Raw genomic sequence first — 15,287 nt, 5'->3', positions numbered from 1 at the left:
ATAGCGGCTTCAATAAAAGCACTGCCATTGGGGAAGTGCTTTTTTTTTGAATTTATATGAACCACAAAAGAACCAGTTGACAGATATCGTGGTGTATGATAATTTCTTATTGAAAAATAAGAACCACACATGATCCAAATGACTGAGGGTTAATAAGGAGCTAAATAACGGCTTACCTAAAGTGGAGGGGGGAAAGTTTTCATCGTCTTTTCTTAAAGGAACCCTGTATCCGTTTTCATTGGTAGTTTACATGAAGGAGGAACGATTAATGATGCTGAAAAAAAGGATTTCCATCATGCTTGCGGCCACTCTTTTTTCCTCGATCCTTGCCGCATGCGGCAGCAGTACCGACAAAAGCGGTTCTGCCGCCCTGCCTTCACAGGAGCCCGGACAATACGGAGATACGGGCACTTTGACCCTGCCGCTGGTAGATAAACCGACCACTATTACTTACATGCTGCCCAGCAATGCCAAAGATCTCGGTCCGGGCAAGCTGGTGGTCCAGGAGCTTGAGAAGCGGACCGGCATTAAAGTGGATTTTCAGACCTATTCCCCGCAAACCTATCAGGACAAATTAAAAGTCATTGTCGCCTCCGGCAAGCTTCCCGACATTTTTACAGGGTTAAAACCGGCCGAACTCAAAAAAATCGGTAAACAAAACGGCGTGGTTGCCATCAATAAATACGCCGATCAGCTCCCTAACTTCAAAAAGCTGTATATGGAAGAAAACGACTGGGTCCTCAAATCCTTTGGCGATGAAGCCGGCGATATATACACCTGGCCGATATATAATCTGAACCGCAAAGTGAATCACGGATTCATGTTCAGAAAAGATATCTTTGATGAACTTGGCATTAAAGAATGGACGAACACCGACGAGTTTTACGAAGCTTTGAAAAAAGTAAAAGCAGCTTACCCCGATTCTTACCCGTACGCGTCAAAAAGCCTGGCCAATATTTTCCGGGATTGGGCCTTCGGCTGGGGACTCGGCAACACGGATCAGTACCCGGCTTATTACGATGAAAAAGACGGCACCTGGAAGTATGCTGCAGTCCAGCAAGCGCATAAGGACATGCTCGATTTCATGAAAAAGCTGTACAACGAAAAGCTGCTGGACCCGGAATTTTTGACAGATACCCAGGATTCCTGGACCACCAAGATGACAACAGACAAATCGTTTGTCACGTTTGACTGGATCGGCCGCCTTGACCTCTTTTATAACCAGATCAAAGAACAGAATCCGGACTATGACCTCAGGTATGCCAATCCCGTCGGACCGACCGGCAATGTCAGAACGCTGCCTGAGGTTTCGGATTTCAGCGTCGCCGTGGCCAAAAACAAAAATACGGAAGCCTCGCTCAAACTGCTCGACTATTTGACCAGTCCATCCGGAAGCGAACTTATGACCATCGGTGTGGAGGGGGTTAACTTCGAATGGGGAGAGGACGGGTTTCCGGTATACCCTGAACTGAAGGATCTTCCGCTTGTGGATATCACCGTACTGGAGGATCGTTATGCGATGTGGCTGGAAGGAGCGTACCTGAGACCGGACCACCGGAGCATTTACTATCGTTTCTCGGAAAAAGAGCAGGAAGCCCAGGATAAAATCGTAAAGGAGGATCGTTTCGAGCCGCTTGATCCGATCCTTAATTTTACGGACGAAGAAACCTCCAAGATCGCTGAGCTGCAGACCTCACTGCAAAAATCCGCCGAGGAATTTAATGCAAAATATATCCTTGATGCGGGTTATGGAGAAGCCCAGTGGGCGGATTTCCAAACCAAATTGAGCCGTAGCGGCGTGGAGGAACTGATGTCGATCTACAATGAGGCCCAAAAAAGATACGATGAGTCCAAATAAAAGGCCTTAGGTCTTGAATTAAAGGGAGGGGACAAGGCATGGAACATCCGGCAGCTAACCAAACAATGCACAAGAAGAGCTCCAGAAGCCGTCTTGGTACGACGTGGAACCATATCAAACGCGACAGGCAGCTGCTTCTGCTGTTTCTTCCCTGCATCCTGTTTTACGTCGTCTTTCGTTACGGGCCATTATACGGACTGATTATAGCCTTCAAGGACTACAGCGTATTTTCGGGAGTGCTTGGCAGCGAATGGGTGGGATTTGAGCATTTCATCACGTTTTTTACGAACCATGACTTCTGGATGCTGTTCCGCAACACGCTGCTCCTTGGGCTGTATACGCTCATTTTTGGGTTTCCTTTTCCAATCATGCTGGCCCTTCTGCTGAACGAAGTCAGAAACAAGTGGTTAAAAAAATCCGTTCAAACCTTCAGTTATTTTCCGGCATTTTTGTCCGTTGTCATCATCAGCAGCATGATCATTGATTTTCTGTCTCCCAATCACGGTATTTTGAATCAAATGCTGGCCGCGTTCGGATTCGAGAAAAAATACTTTCTGGTTGATCCGGGCTGGTTCCGTCCGATTTACGTCATTTCGGAAATTTGGGCAAATATGGGGTACGAATCGATCATTTATCTGGCAGCGATTGCGGGAATCAGTCCTACGCTTTATGAAGCGGCCAAGGTGGACGGCGCCAGCCGGTTCCATATGATCCGTCATATTACGCTGCCGGGGTTGTTTCCCACGATGCTCATCATGTTCATCCTCAAAACCGGCTCCATGATTCGTGTCGGCTATGAGAAAGTCCTGCTGCTGTACAACCCGATGACATATGACGTAGCGGACGTATTTTCAACTTATGTATACCGTAAAGGACTGCTAGAATCCAATTACAGTTACGCAGCCGCGGTAGGGCTGTTTGAAGCACTCGTGGCAATGGTGATGCTGCTGTCCGCGAATGCGGTCAGCAAACGGCTGGGAGGGAACGGATTATGGTAGGAGAACGCAAAATATCTTGGTTTGGTGTCATCAATACGCTGATACTCACTCTGGTTGCTGTAGCCACACTCTATCCCATCGTGTATATAACGGCCATCTCTTTAAGCGATACGGTGTCGGTCGTTCAAGGCAAGGTTTTTCTATTTCCGAAAGGGTTTAACTTTGAGGCCTACGGCGAGGTGCTTAAAAATGACACGATTCCAAGAGCCTATCTGAATTCTGTCTTCTATACGGCGCTTGGCACGTTCTTGAATTTGCTCTTTACTGCGGTGGCAGCTTATCCCCTGTCCCAAAAAGGTTTTTTTGGAAGAAAGTTTTTTATGACGGCGATTGTGCTGACGATGTTCCTGAATCCCGGCATTATTCCGACTTATGTGGTCGTACAGCAGCTGGGGTTGACGGATTCGGTCTGGGCCCTTGTGCTTCCCAACGCCATCTGGACGATGGAACTGATCATTCTGAAAAGTTTTTATGAAAACATGTCCTCCCAAATACGGGAAGCTGCCCTGATCGACGGAGCCTCCGAATACCGGATTCTGTTCAATATTGTCATTCCCTTATCCAAGCCTGCGCTTGCGTCCATCGGTCTTTTTTATTTCATGGGGCACTGGAACAGCTTTTTCCTGCCGCTGATTTACTTGAACGATGCGGATAAATATCCATTGCAGGTCGTGCTGCGGGATATGCTGATTTACAGCGCAGAAAATGACGCGGGTCTCGTGGATCGTTCGGCTCTGGCCCCTCAATCGATCAAAAACGCAACCATTGTGCTGTCCATGATCCCTGTTCTCCTTATCTATCCATTTGCCCAGAAGTATTTCGCTAAAGGGGTGATGCTCGGTTCAGAAAAAGGCTGAATAGACATAAGGAGGAGCCATATCTAATGAGAATCGTTGCTGCGAAGGAAGGGAAAGTTGCCATACTTCAAGCGGCTATACCCGAACTGAACAAACGGCATGTCCAAGTGAGAACCGAATATTCGGGGATTAGTCCGGGTACGGAGCTGAGCTCGATCAAGAGATCCGGATTATCTCCCGTATCACTTGGCTATAGTGCCGTTGGAATTGTGGAACAGACGGGGAGTGAGGTCAGGGATATTCATCCGGGAGACCGGGTGGCTTGTTACGGTGTGCCTTACGTCAGACACGCAGAGGTGATTTCGGTACCGACCAATCTGGTGACCAAAGTGCCGCATCATGTCAACCCTGAGGAGGCGGCATTTACAGGGCTCGGGGCCATTGCCATACATGCGTTGCGTACAGCTGACGTGAGGTTCGGTGACAAGGTGCTTGTCGTCGGACTGGGTATCCTCGGTAATCTTGTGGCCCAAATTGCTTCTGCCGCTGCGTGCCATACTGCTGCATATGATCTGAGCGAAGACCGGGTGCAGCTGCTTCAGGGACAAATGGGCATTACATCAGGCTTTTCAAGTGAAGAGGAAGTGGAACATTTTGTGATGAACGAGACGGGTGGAGCCGGGTTCGATTCCATCCTCTTATGTGCTGGCGGCCCCGGCGAAGTGCTGATTAACAAGTCGCTGGAGTGGCTTCGGGACCTGGGGAAAATCGTGATCGTCGGGGATTTGTCCATGGAGTTTTCAAGAGATCTGATGTTCCGCAAGGAAGCGCAGATTCTTATCTCAAGAGCGGGCGGCCCGGGAAGATACGATATGCGTTATGAGGAAGACAATCAGGATTATCCTATCGGTTTCGTGCGGTGGACGGAAGGAAGAAATATGGACGAGTATGTAAGGCTGCTTGCTGAAAAGCGGATTACGGTAAGTCCTGCGATCACGCACAGGTTTGCGCTGGAAGAGGCGCCTGCAGCCTATGGAATTTATCAATCCGGCCCGGCTCAAGGAGCCCTGGCCACGTTGATCAAGTATGTTTAATGACATGAAGAAGGGGAGATAAGTGATGAAAAAGCCTTTTTCCAACCTGATCACCATGTTCATGAGCTGTTTACTTGTATTAGTGATGTATCCCGTACAGCCTGCTCCCGCCGCAGCGGAGGATTCCAGACTTTCTCAGAAAAACTTCAGCGAACCCGAAGAATTGCTTATTCCCAATAACTACACGGTAGCTGTGTTTAATGGAGCCGTCGGCTATGAGGACGGCAAGCCTGTAATGTATGCGACGAGCAAAGGAAAGCCGGGGTACCTGAATGTGATAGACCTCGAAGAGTATAAACTGCTCCGGACCGTTTCTCTTGCGCCTTCCGAAAGCTCCTGGGCTCATACTGTTGCTCCAAACGGTACACTCTATGTGGCGTCCGAAGGAGCGGGGGCGCGGTTATGGGAGTACTCTCCAGTCACGCATGAGGCCGTTCAAGTGGCTGAATTTGCGGGGCAGTCTGTCTCCAACAGCATTACGACGGATGAACAAGGAAGAGTCTACGTTGGAACGTACCCGGGAGGAAAAGTATGGCAGTATGACCCTGCCACCAGGCAGGTGAGGGATTACGGCCGCGTCATCGGCGCGCTTGATCAAGAATATGTCCGCTCCATTGCTTATCAGGGAGGATATATTTATGCCGGAACGGCACATAAACAGATCGTGCGCGTGGACCTCAACACGGGAGAAAAAACGGATATTGCAGCTTCACTTAACGTTAAAAATGATACGGTATACGATTTGAGTACGATTGATAACCGTTATTTGTTCGCCCGTTATACAGACGGAAGCGGCATACCGGGTGAAGGCTACATCTACGATACGGCAACAGGATCATGGCTTGATGTAGAGCTTCAGCAGGTAACCGGCCTTCATGCAGCCGACTCGGTGGGTGGAAAGCTGTATTATATGTCAGAGAAAAAACTGAAAACCTTTGACCTGGCAACGCATCAGGTAGAAGAAACCGGCATGACCTATGAAAGCGGATTCAGAGGGGCGGATTGGGTAGAGTTCAACAATCCCGAGCTTCCGGGAAAAACGCTGGTCACCGTCCGTTATGACGGCGGGGTAGCTATGCTGAATATCGATACAAAAAAAGTAATTGTAAAGCCGCCGATTATCCCGGGATTGCCGGGCGTGGTCAACCGGCTTCAAAGCGTATCGGATACGCAGCTGATCACAACGGGTTCTCAAGCCAGATCCTCGCTGGTGGATTTAGAGAGCATGACGGCAAAACCCTTCAGCATAGGTCAGGCGGATAGTGTGTACCCGATTGGAAACAAAGTCTATATGGGTGTCTACCCGGAAGGCGGCTTATACGTTTATGATCTGAATCAAGAGCCGGGAAGCACGAATCCGCAGCGGCTCGCGGTACTCGGAAATGATCAGGAACGGCTTGTCCATATGTCTGAAGGGGACGGCAAACTGTTTATTTCTACTATCTCCGGTTACGGTACGCTGGGAGGATCGCTTACGGTCCATGATACAGCGACAGGGGAAACCAAAGTCCACCGCAATGTGGTCCAGAATCAGAGTGTGCTCAGTACCGCTTATGTAAACGGAAAGATTTTCGGATCTACGACCATCAGGGGCGGACTGGGTTCCACGCCAAGCGAGCAGGAGGCCAAGATCTTCGTGTGGGATGTCCAGAAGGAGCAAAAAATCACGGAGTTTACCCTTGATATTCCCGAACTTACCGATCCTATTTTCATAGGGGATCTGTCTCTCGGACCGGACGGGCTGATCTGGGGGGCATCCTATGAATATATTTTTGCGATCGATCCGGACACGTACAAGCTTGTGAAATATAAAAAAATCTATCCGAAGCTTTATTACACCCAGTGGCATCATCACCCGATGCGCTGGTCGGAAGACGGGCTTCTGTATGTGCTGTTCAATAACAAACTGACAGTGATTGATCCCGAAACCCTTGAATTCAGAACACTGACAGATGCATCAAGATTTGATCTTGGAAGAGACGGGAATCTTTATTTCACCGATCTCGCAACGAATACTATTCTCTATAGAATCAAGATCGATGGAGAGATGGTGCCTGAACCGCCGGGTCTGCCTTTGCCGGTCAACAATGCCGGAGTGGAGCAAGCGCCGGAGGGGAGCGGCAAACTGCCGGGCTGGACTTCTTTGTTTGCGACCAGCGGGGATGTGCATTTTGAGCGGAGCGGCGATAAGAGCTATGCGGGTGATTACAGCCTCCACACCACGGATCTGATCCGTACCGCCTCTGTGGCGGTGCAAAGCGATCCAATCACTTTGTCTCCGGGGAAAGAGTATAGCGCTAGTGCGCAAATCTACATCGAATCCGGCCAGCCCGGATTAATGTTCAGATTCTATAATGCTGAAGGGCAGACGTTGTCCACTTTGGAAACGCATTTGGATGAATCGCGGCTTCACCAATGGCAAAAGGTAACCCTCCGCGGTAAAGCACCGGAAGGGGCAGCTTCCGCCAGAATTATCGCGGTTACAAGCCGCTATAATATCTCATCCGCTTATTATGACGACTTTTCGGTATTTGAAAAGGATAATACGGCTCCCTTGACTGAGGTTACCATGAATCCACAGCCCAATGAGCAGGGCTGGCACAATAAAGATGTTTCCATAACGTTGAACTCGGAAGGGGCAGCCGCCCTTTTCTACGAGACTAAGGGGGCTGAGAGCATTGATCAACGTGAGGCTGCAGGCAGCAGCACGGAGTTTACGGTAGGCGCAGAAGGCGTAACGGAAGTAACTTATTGGGCAAAATCTGTTTATGGCGTGCCCGGGGTGCCTTCTACTATCGGACTCAAGATTGACAAAACAGCACCTGTAATCGAATTTTCAGGAGAATCCGTCTATGAAGTAAATGATGTGATCCGGATCGGCTGCTCCGCCCAGGATGCGTTATCAGGTATAGCTTCAGGCGATTGTGATGCTGTGCTTGCAGATAGCCCCGCCTATCTGGCGGGTATTGGGGAGCATACGGTTGATGCAACCGTGAGTGATATTGCCGGGAACGCTGTACAATCCTCTTTTTCTTATGAAGTGATCCTGACCTATGAGGGCATTGCAGGGCTTATTGACCAGTTCCTCGCTCATGATCCCAAGTTGGCTGGGCGGCTTAAGGATCAGCTGGCGTTAGCACAAAGCGCGGACGAAGCGGGCAACGAGGGAGGAAAAAAAGGTGCAAAGAGCGGATTTATTTATCAAGTGCAAGCCATGAGCGGCAAGGGATTAGCTCCAGAACATGCCGAACTGCTGGTACAGTTCGGAACCCGAATTTAACTTCATGTGAAGCCGCCGCAATGGCGGCTTTTTCCAATTTTCGCCTAGAGTTGCTGAAGGAACCTTTATAGTTTTCTTGCTTTGAATACAAAAGTTACAGGAAGCATCTTTGCTTTTTTTGCAAAATCACTGTTATCATTCCGCGATTGCATAATTTCCTCATCAGATTCCTCAACCATTTGTTCAATTACAAATCCCGCTTTGGAGAGCGCATTGACATAGGTGGAAAGTTTACGGTCCGATAAGGTTAGCGTACTTTCCTCAAGGGATACCGAATACCAGGATTCATCAAAATAACTTTTCTTGAAGACTAGCATATTATTTTCCGCACCAACACATTTATGAATAGGATGAGACCAGCTGAAAATAAATATGCCGTCCTTTTTCAGGTAAGAAGCGATCCGGCCAAAAGTGGCCTCAAGGTCGGTGGTCCAGCCTATGGCATAAACCGAATAAACGAAGTCAAAATAATCCTCCGGTATACCACATTCTTCTTCCATGGGAGAACAGATCAATGTTGCTGAAAGGCCGCACGACTTCAAAAGCTGCCCGGTTTTTTCGATTTGTTTTTCTGATATATCTGTCCCCCAAAGCTCAGCTGCTTTACGTTCCCCCATATATTGCAAGGATTGGCCGCTTCCACAGCCTATTTCCAGCAGCTTTTTTCCAGCGATATCGCCAAAAAGCCGGCATTGCTCTTCGGAGACAAATGCTCCATACAAAGGAAGTGCGGTTGCTCCTAAGATTTCAGTTCCTTTTGTATCCCAAAAGCTGCTGTTTGTTTTATGTATAGCATTCTTGTCCATGTCAGCCGAAATGGCGCGGCCAACCTCGCCAGCACCTATAATGTTTGTTCTAACCGTATTGTTGTCCATGCCGGTAATCCCCCAATATAATAATATGAGCCTAAAATTGAATACGAACACGCTGCGTTGTTAATCCCACAGTAATGTAACATTTTCCTGAGAATAATTCTACCTAAAATCTTCCATCCAGCCCTGTAATGAGCAATGTGACAATTATGTCATACCGAATTGAGTATTGTTATGTGAATCGATGGGAATATATAGTTGTCCCCCTTATACTGGAAACTGTTTGAAAGAGTTAATTTCCAAAGGGGGATATATCCGCTGATGACTGATGTAATTAAAGCAATAATCCTTGGCATAATAGAGGGCTTAACTGAATTTTTACCGGTATCGTCTACCGGGCATCTTATTTTAGCAGGCGATTTGCTCAGCTTTGAGGGAGACGCTGCCATAACTTTTAAAATCGTAATCCAATTGGGTGCAGTGATGGCAGTTCTGATTCTTTATTGGCGAAGGTATTTAGCGATTGGGGCTAATCTGATTAGAATGGATTTTTCCAAAAGTAAAGGGTTAAATGTCATTCATATGATTTTGGCTATGTTACCGGCATTAATCCTGTATCTTCTCTTCAAAGACATAATAAAAAGCCGATTGTTCGGCCCAACCCCTGTTTTGATCGGTCTGGTTGCCGGCGGCTTGCTGATGATCCTCGCAGCACGGAGCAGGAAAACTAACACCGCTGATACGATCGATGGGATTAATTACAAACAAGCTTTCGGGATTGGCCTGTTCCAATGTTTGGCTTTGTGGCCGGGATTTTCGAGATCGGGTTCGACGATTTCAGGGGGCCTTTTGCTTGGCACCAGCCAAAAAGCCGCCGCAGATTTTACGTTCCTTATTTCCGTGCCTGTTATGTTTGGGGCAAGCTTGTTGGATTTATACGATAGCCGCGATTTGCTGAATTCTGACGATTTAATCTTAATGTTAATTGGCTTTACGACATCCTTTCTTGTGGCAATGATTGCAGTAGTCACGTTCATCAAACTGATTAAGCGGCTTAGATTGGAATGGTTTGCCCTATACCGTTTTGCCCTGGCGGCGCTCTTCTATTTAATCGTCATCCTGTAACTATACTCCACCCGAAAATTCCTGCTGTCAAAATAGACAAGATCTCCGCTGTCATAATGCCACACTGCCTGCAGTCGGGTAGGTTGTCTAACGCCGTCAATCTGCTTGTAATCCTTCATTAGCGCCGACCATCTCACCCGCTGTTTGGAGCCGTCCATTCCGACGGCGGTGCGGTCGTCCGTCGTGAAGGACAGGCATTCTCCGTTGTCGTTGAAACTGAAGATGCCGCCTGCGGTAATGCCATAACAGGCAATCACCGCGCGGGCATGAGTATCGTCGATGGGCTCCCAAGTAATGCAGCTCTGTATAGCGGCGCTTGGCAGCAAGAGCGATTCCGACAAAAAGGTGACCAGACACGCCTGATCCATCTCCCTGCCCTGCTGGTTGAATAGAGTGAACAACTTTGCCAGAACGCCCTTCATGCTGCCTTTTCCCTCGACATAGGTATCCAGGCCTTGAAAAGGAATCCCGTACATAGAAGTTTCGATCAGGGCAATTCTGGCAGGACGCTGACTGAAATTATACTGCGTGTAATCTATCTGAATCGCCGGTTTCTTGGGGGAGAGGATGAAGTCTACCCCTTTGAATACGGCTTTCATCGAGGACATTTTGGGTGTGCCGGTCCATCCGCTGGTTTCGAAATATTTCTGGACAGGAGAAGGAAGAGCCTTCCAGTCTTCGCTTGTGAACACATCGTTAGAGGCAGCAGCAGCAGAGAGGCCGTTATCAGCGAGCCGCAGAAACTCGGCTTTGGTGCGCGAATAGGGAATATGGAAGAATATCATCACACCAACTGTGATGCCGACAAGGATTACCAGTATAAGAATCATCAAATATCTACTCCTTTTCCCGATCAGATGCGTCCGTTTCCATGCGGGCGATGTTCTCTGTAAGCCGGGTCAATCCGCGGAACAGGCCACGGGTTAACTCTGCGTCGAAGGATTGAAACAGAGCCTTTATAAACTGGTCTTCCCGTCCGCTTCTCCCCGAAAAATATACCCTGCATTTATCGGTAAGCTGAACCCGAAGAACGCGTGCATCCCGGCTATCCTTGGTCAGCGCAACAAATCCCTGCTGTTCGAGCAGGAGAGCCATCTTCTTCACATTCTGCCTGGAGCTTCCGATCATCGCGGATACATCGCTCAGGGTGGGAGCGGGTGAACCGCTCTTCAGAATGACTGCGATCAGCAGCCACTGCTTCATGGTCATTTGGTCATCCAATTGATCGCCTAATACCTGCAGGCGGTTGGCGAGTGTGAGAACAGCGCCAAGGATATAAGCCTGCTGCTCTTTTTCCTCCATATGATTCCTCTCCTTACATCAGAATGGTAACCTATTACGTTTTATTATATGTAATAGGTTACCTTTTTGTCTATATCCAAATTGAATCGCTCTACATCCAGAGACCGAGGTGAAAATGCGTTTGGAGACCGTTAACCGGCATATCCGATAGGATTATAATGAAGCAGCACTGAACGGAGTACATACCAAGTTTATATTCAGTTTAAAAAGGCGGATTATGATCCATCTATATTAGTTTTCTAGGAGGAATAGCAAAATGAGTCAAAACAAGAAACAACCGCTGCCATCCAAAGATTGGGCCATTGAGGCGCATGGGCTTGTCAAAGTTTTTGGAGACAACCGGGCGGTGGACGGGGTAGACCTGCAAGTGGCCACGGGTTCGATTTACGGAGTGCTGGGGCCAAACGGCGCAGGCAAGACTACAGCGATCCGGATGCTGGCGACATTATTAAGACCGGATGGCGGTTCTGCGAAGGTGTTCGGGCATGATGTGGTGAAGGAGCCGCAGATTGTGCGCCAGCTGATTGGGGTAACCGGACAATATGCGTCAGTGGATGAGTCGCTCAGTGCAACCGAGAATCTGGTGATTTTCTCCCGGCTGCTGGGCCTGGGACGTGCGGAAGCACGCCGCAAGGCAGAGGAGCTGCTGGAGGAATTCGGTTTGACCGAAGCTGCCAAACGTCCGCTCAAAAATTTCTCCGGCGGGATGCGCCGGCGGCTGGACCTGGCCGCCAGTCTGATTGCGCAGCCGCCGCTCATTTTCCTGGATGAGCCGACGACTGGCCTGGACCCCCGTACCCGCAACCAGATGTGGGAGACGATCCGGCGCTTGATCCAATCCGGTTCAACGGTGTTGTTGACCACACAATACCTGGAAGAAGCAGATCAGCTGGCTGACCGGATCGCGGTCATTGATCATGGCCATGTGGTTGCGGAGGGGACGGTAGATGAGCTGAAATCATCGGTTGGTACCTCGTCTCTGCAATTAAGAGTTCAGAATATGCGGGACATTGGCATTGCCCGCCAGACGGTAGAGCGGATGTTGAGAGTACAGACCAGTATATCAGCGGAAGCTGCGAAGATTACGGCACCTCTGGGAAATGTTGACCGGGTGGCGGATCTGCTGATTGCACTGCGTGAGGCAGGGATTTCTTTGGCGGAGCTGAGTGTGCAGAAGCCAACGCTCGACGAGGTTTTCCTGAGCATCACGGGCCACGGGGTAGAAGAAAAGTCAGCTCCGGCTTCGGCCGAATTCATTCAAGCGGAGGGTCAAACCGTATGAGTACAATGATAAAACCAGGCGCCCAGCGCCAACTGAAAAACCACACCAGCTTCGGACAGTCGGTACGCAATTCACTGACAATGGCCTACCGGGGGATGCTCAAAATCAAACGCACACCCGAGCAGTTATTTGACGTCACGTTTCAGCCGATTATTTTTACCCTGATGTTTACGTATATTTTTGGTGGAGCCATCTCTGGGGATGTCCAGAATTATTTGCCGATGATCATCCCCGGAATCCTCGTGCAGACCGTCATCACGACTTCGATTGTGACAGGTGTTCAACTGCGTGAGGATATGGAAAAAGGGGTCTTTGACCGCTTCAAGTCACTGCCGATCTCGCGGATAGCCCCGCTTGCCGGAGCCTTGCTGGCGGATACGGTCCGTTATACGATTGCAACAGTGCTTACTTTTGCGATGGGGTATGTGATGGGACTGAGCCCTGAAGGCGGACTCGGGCATGTAGCCATGGCCGGTGTGCTGGTCATTATCTGCTCCTGGGCGATCAGCTGGATCTTTGCTTTCTTCGGCGTTATTGCGCGTACAGCTTCCAGTGTACAGGGAATCTCCATGATTGTGCTGTTCCCGCTTACCTTCCTGTCCAACGCTTTTGTACCGGTCGATACCATGCCTGACTGGCTTCAATGGTTCGTCAAAATGAACCCGATCTCGCATTTGGTCACAGCCGTCCGCGATCTGGTCAACTCGGGAACCATGGGCTCGGATCTGGTCTTTTCCCTGGCCGGCGCCGCTGTGATTGTGGCGATCTTTGCACCAATCACGGTGCGTGCATATATGCGCCGTACGTAAGGGAGAGAAATATCTATGAAGAAGTAAAGATAATATTTGGTCATTACAAGGAAACGGCTGGAGCCTGATTGCTCAGTCGTTTTTTTGTTGCATTCGCTCTGTTTCAATAGAGGTTCAACTATGCTGTATGCGAAAATCGCATAAATATCAATATATTTATCCGTATAAAGTACACTTGGAATAAACTGCTATAAGTCAGGAGGTTGTATAAGTGAAAAGTATTCTGGAGGATATGTATTACGGGAATTTGCGGCCTGATGAGTCTATAAAATCTGCAGATCCAAGAGCTAAGCAGCTTCATCAGGAGGTTATGATGTTAATGGACAATTACCAAAAGAAGCTAGCGGCGGCAGAATTCGAAGAAATCGAAAGACTACTGGATCTCGTTGGTGAGCTTAACTCCATGCATGCGGCGGCAGCTTTTGTTCAAGGATACCGGATAGGGGCATTAATGATAATGGAGGTATATTGCGGATAAGAATTTAAAATAATCAATTGCACTTTATACAATAGATGATCCTTATATCAGCGGAAAAATGGGATCTGTTGCACTCTGTACAGCAGAATCAGGCTAAAAGGGCGCTTTTGACTCCAAACAAGAAATCTACTGCACGAAATACAGCAGAATGCGTTTCACCGTAAAACTCTCAGCTTTCTATTGTACTAAGTGCAATCACTGAAGATTTCCAGTTCAACTTATACCTTGAATCATCCTGGAACACCATGAAGGAGCTAACTATTAAATTAACTCATCTAAAAATATGGTTTAAAAAATCCCCGGAGACGTATGTCGACAGCCTTCAAGGGATTTTTTGCGCTGCTTTTCTGTGCTTTTGACCTTTTATGACAATATAACCCATATATTTACATGTTAAAATTGTTACTTATTTACTATATACATATATATTTACTAAAGTTATCCTATGAATAGGAAATGATTAACATTTCCGCAAATTACAGCTTGGTTTCGAAGTGTCAAAGGAGGAATGAAAAAGGCAAAAAAGTGTACAAAATGTATGTGTCTCATCCTAGTCGGCTCAAGACTCTGCTGTAAAAATTTGAAATTAGAGGAGCGAGAACTGTGAAAGCAATGAAAAAACTATTTGCTGGATTGATGATGTTTACTCTGATTTTTGGTGTATCCTTTGTGGGATCGGCATTTGCCAGCGGTGATGAGGTTAAGCTTATTGACTCGGATGTTAGCGTTATTTATAAACCCGGATATGTCGGATTCAGCGGAAATGTTGATGTTGCAAATCTGGGACCCGTGAAAAATGTCACTGTCCATTATACGACAGATAACACCACTTGGTATAATACAAGTGCGAATTATGTAGGGCCGACGGATGGAACCCGTGAGAAATGGCATTTCGGCATTTCCAGAACTGATGCTTCAACAGATCATAACGAGCTGAAGAATCTGAGCTTCATTAAATTCGCTATTGAATACGAAGTGAATGGCCAGGTCTATTGGGATAACAACGGGGGAGCGAATTATTACAATGAAGTCAATCATACTGTTCCCCTGAGTTCCGTGATTTTGGGAGCACCAAATGTGGTTAACGGCAGTAGTACTCTTAGCAACGGTGAATTTAACGGAACCATCTATGTGAAAAACCTGAATCCGACCAAAACAGTAAAAGTAACGTACTCAACAGACAACTGGGCAACGACTCAAGAGGCATTCGCTACTTACAACGGCTCCTTGAATAATCTCAATAGTGTTGAAAGATGGAGCTACAGTATCAATGTCCCAGGTGCTACAGATGTTAAATATTCGGTTTCGTATACAACCGGCGGGCAAACGTATTGGGACAATAACTACGGCCATAATTACGAGGTCAACTAATTTATTTTAAAATGTAGTTGATAAAGGATCACAGGCGGATTATTCCGCTTAGTGATCCTTTTTTTTGCGGATGACCAGCAA

Annotated in this window: 13 protein-coding genes; 10 read left to right on the top strand and 3 right to left on the bottom strand. The window is 47.9% G+C overall.

Going from position 1 to position 15,287, the window contains the following annotated elements; all coding sequences use genetic code 11:
- Window positions 1-268: 268 nt before the first annotated feature.
- The 5 genes from PRIO_RS20825 to PRIO_RS20805 all read left to right on the top strand — a co-directional run bounded on the left by PRIO_RS20825 (window position 269) and on the right by PRIO_RS20805 (window position 8,027).
- On the top strand, window positions 269-1,858 hold the full coding sequence (locus PRIO_RS20825; RefSeq protein WP_020433662.1) for an extracellular solute-binding protein: 1,590 nt from the start codon (window positions 269-271) through the stop codon (window positions 1,856-1,858).
- A 65-nt stretch (window positions 1,859-1,923) separates the two neighbouring features.
- Window positions 1,924-2,856: an ABC transporter permease gene (locus PRIO_RS20820; RefSeq protein ID WP_046507225.1), complete on the top strand. Its 933-nt coding sequence runs from the start codon at window positions 1,924-1,926 to the stop codon at window positions 2,854-2,856.
- Window positions 2,850-3,713, top strand: a complete 864-nt coding sequence (locus tag PRIO_RS20815; protein ID WP_020433660.1) for a carbohydrate ABC transporter permease — start codon at window positions 2,850-2,852, stop codon at window positions 3,711-3,713. Before PRIO_RS20820 ends, PRIO_RS20815 begins: the two co-directional genes overlap by 7 nt.
- A gap of 26 nt (window positions 3,714-3,739) precedes the next feature.
- Entirely contained in the window at window positions 3,740-4,747 is a 1,008-nt protein-coding gene (locus tag PRIO_RS20810; protein ID WP_020433659.1) for a zinc-dependent alcohol dehydrogenase, read from the top strand.
- A 25-nt stretch (window positions 4,748-4,772) separates the two neighbouring features.
- On the top strand, window positions 4,773-8,027 hold the full coding sequence (locus PRIO_RS20805; protein WP_046504495.1) for a PQQ-binding-like beta-propeller repeat protein: 3,255 nt from the start codon (window positions 4,773-4,775) through the stop codon (window positions 8,025-8,027).
- Between the two features lie 65 nt (window positions 8,028-8,092).
- Here PRIO_RS20805 and PRIO_RS20800 read toward each other — a convergent pair whose 3' ends face one another.
- On the bottom strand, window positions 8,093-8,902 hold the full coding sequence (locus PRIO_RS20800) for a class I SAM-dependent methyltransferase (protein WP_020433656.1): 810 nt from the start codon (window positions 8,900-8,902) through the stop codon (window positions 8,093-8,095).
- A gap of 258 nt (window positions 8,903-9,160) precedes the next feature.
- On the opposite strand from PRIO_RS20800, the gene PRIO_RS20795 reads away from it, so the two are divergent.
- A complete protein-coding gene (locus tag PRIO_RS20795) occupies window positions 9,161-9,964 on the top strand; it encodes an undecaprenyl-diphosphate phosphatase (protein ID WP_046504490.1) in 804 nt (267 codons plus the stop codon).
- Here the strand turns inward: PRIO_RS20795 and PRIO_RS20790 are convergent.
- Window positions 9,943-10,794: a DUF6544 family protein gene (locus PRIO_RS20790; RefSeq protein WP_020433654.1), complete on the bottom strand. Its 852-nt coding sequence runs from the start codon at window positions 10,792-10,794 to the stop codon at window positions 9,943-9,945. The genes PRIO_RS20795 and PRIO_RS20790 overlap by 22 nt on opposite strands.
- A gap of 7 nt (window positions 10,795-10,801) precedes the next feature.
- Window positions 10,802-11,266 (bottom strand): MarR family winged helix-turn-helix transcriptional regulator, encoded by a 465-nt coding sequence (locus PRIO_RS20785; RefSeq protein WP_020433653.1) that lies wholly within the window; start codon window positions 11,264-11,266, stop codon window positions 10,802-10,804.
- Between the two features lie 256 nt (window positions 11,267-11,522).
- On the opposite strand from PRIO_RS20785, the gene PRIO_RS20780 reads away from it, so the two are divergent.
- The 4 genes from PRIO_RS20780 (at window position 11,523) to PRIO_RS20765 (ending at window position 15,206) form a co-directional block, all read left to right on the top strand.
- A complete protein-coding gene (locus tag PRIO_RS20780; RefSeq protein ID WP_020433651.1) occupies window positions 11,523-12,548 on the top strand; it encodes a daunorubicin resistance protein DrrA family ABC transporter ATP-binding protein in 1,026 nt (341 codons plus the stop codon).
- Window positions 12,545-13,357 (top strand): ABC transporter permease, encoded by an 813-nt coding sequence (locus PRIO_RS20775; RefSeq protein ID WP_020433650.1) that lies wholly within the window; start codon window positions 12,545-12,547, stop codon window positions 13,355-13,357. Before PRIO_RS20780 ends, PRIO_RS20775 begins: the two co-directional genes overlap by 4 nt.
- 211 nt (window positions 13,358-13,568) lie before the next feature.
- On the top strand, window positions 13,569-13,835 hold the full coding sequence (locus PRIO_RS20770) for a DUF6809 family protein (protein ID WP_020433648.1): 267 nt from the start codon (window positions 13,569-13,571) through the stop codon (window positions 13,833-13,835).
- Between the two features lie 612 nt (window positions 13,836-14,447).
- Window positions 14,448-15,206, top strand: a complete 759-nt coding sequence (locus PRIO_RS20765) for a carbohydrate-binding protein (protein ID WP_231869962.1) — start codon at window positions 14,448-14,450, stop codon at window positions 15,204-15,206.
- The last annotated feature ends 81 nt before the right edge of the window (window positions 15,207-15,287 follow it).

Source organism: Paenibacillus riograndensis SBR5 (assembly GCF_000981585.1).
Taxonomy (GTDB): domain Bacteria; phylum Bacillota; class Bacilli; order Paenibacillales; family Paenibacillaceae; genus Paenibacillus_AQ; species Paenibacillus_AQ riograndensis.
Note: the sequence above shows the minus strand (reverse complement) of the source record. Positions and strands in the feature narration are given on the sequence as shown.

Coding starts and splice junctions, on each gene's coding strand:
- PRIO_RS20825 (WP_020433662.1), top strand. CDS start 269: ATGATGCTGAAAAAAAGGATTTCCATCATGCTTGCGGCCACTCTTTTT.
- PRIO_RS20820 (WP_046507225.1), top strand. CDS start 1,924: ATGCACAAGAAGAGCTCCAGAAGCCGTCTTGGTACGACGTGGAACCAT.
- PRIO_RS20815 (WP_020433660.1), top strand. CDS start 2,850: ATGGTAGGAGAACGCAAAATATCTTGGTTTGGTGTCATCAATACGCTG.
- PRIO_RS20810 (WP_020433659.1), top strand. CDS start 3,740: ATGAGAATCGTTGCTGCGAAGGAAGGGAAAGTTGCCATACTTCAAGCG.
- PRIO_RS20805 (WP_046504495.1), top strand. CDS start 4,773: ATGAAAAAGCCTTTTTCCAACCTGATCACCATGTTCATGAGCTGTTTA.
- PRIO_RS20800 (WP_020433656.1), bottom strand. CDS start 8,902: ATGGACAACAATACGGTTAGAACAAACATTATAGGTGCTGGCGAGGTT.
- PRIO_RS20795 (WP_046504490.1), top strand. CDS start 9,161: ATGACTGATGTAATTAAAGCAATAATCCTTGGCATAATAGAGGGCTTA.
- PRIO_RS20790 (WP_020433654.1), bottom strand. CDS start 10,794: ATGATTCTTATACTGGTAATCCTTGTCGGCATCACAGTTGGTGTGATG.
- PRIO_RS20785 (WP_020433653.1), bottom strand. CDS start 11,266: ATGGAGGAAAAAGAGCAGCAGGCTTATATCCTTGGCGCTGTTCTCACA.
- PRIO_RS20780 (WP_020433651.1), top strand. CDS start 11,523: ATGAGTCAAAACAAGAAACAACCGCTGCCATCCAAAGATTGGGCCATT.
- PRIO_RS20775 (WP_020433650.1), top strand. CDS start 12,545: ATGAGTACAATGATAAAACCAGGCGCCCAGCGCCAACTGAAAAACCAC.
- PRIO_RS20765 (WP_231869962.1), top strand. CDS start 14,448: ATGAAAAAACTATTTGCTGGATTGATGATGTTTACTCTGATTTTTGGT.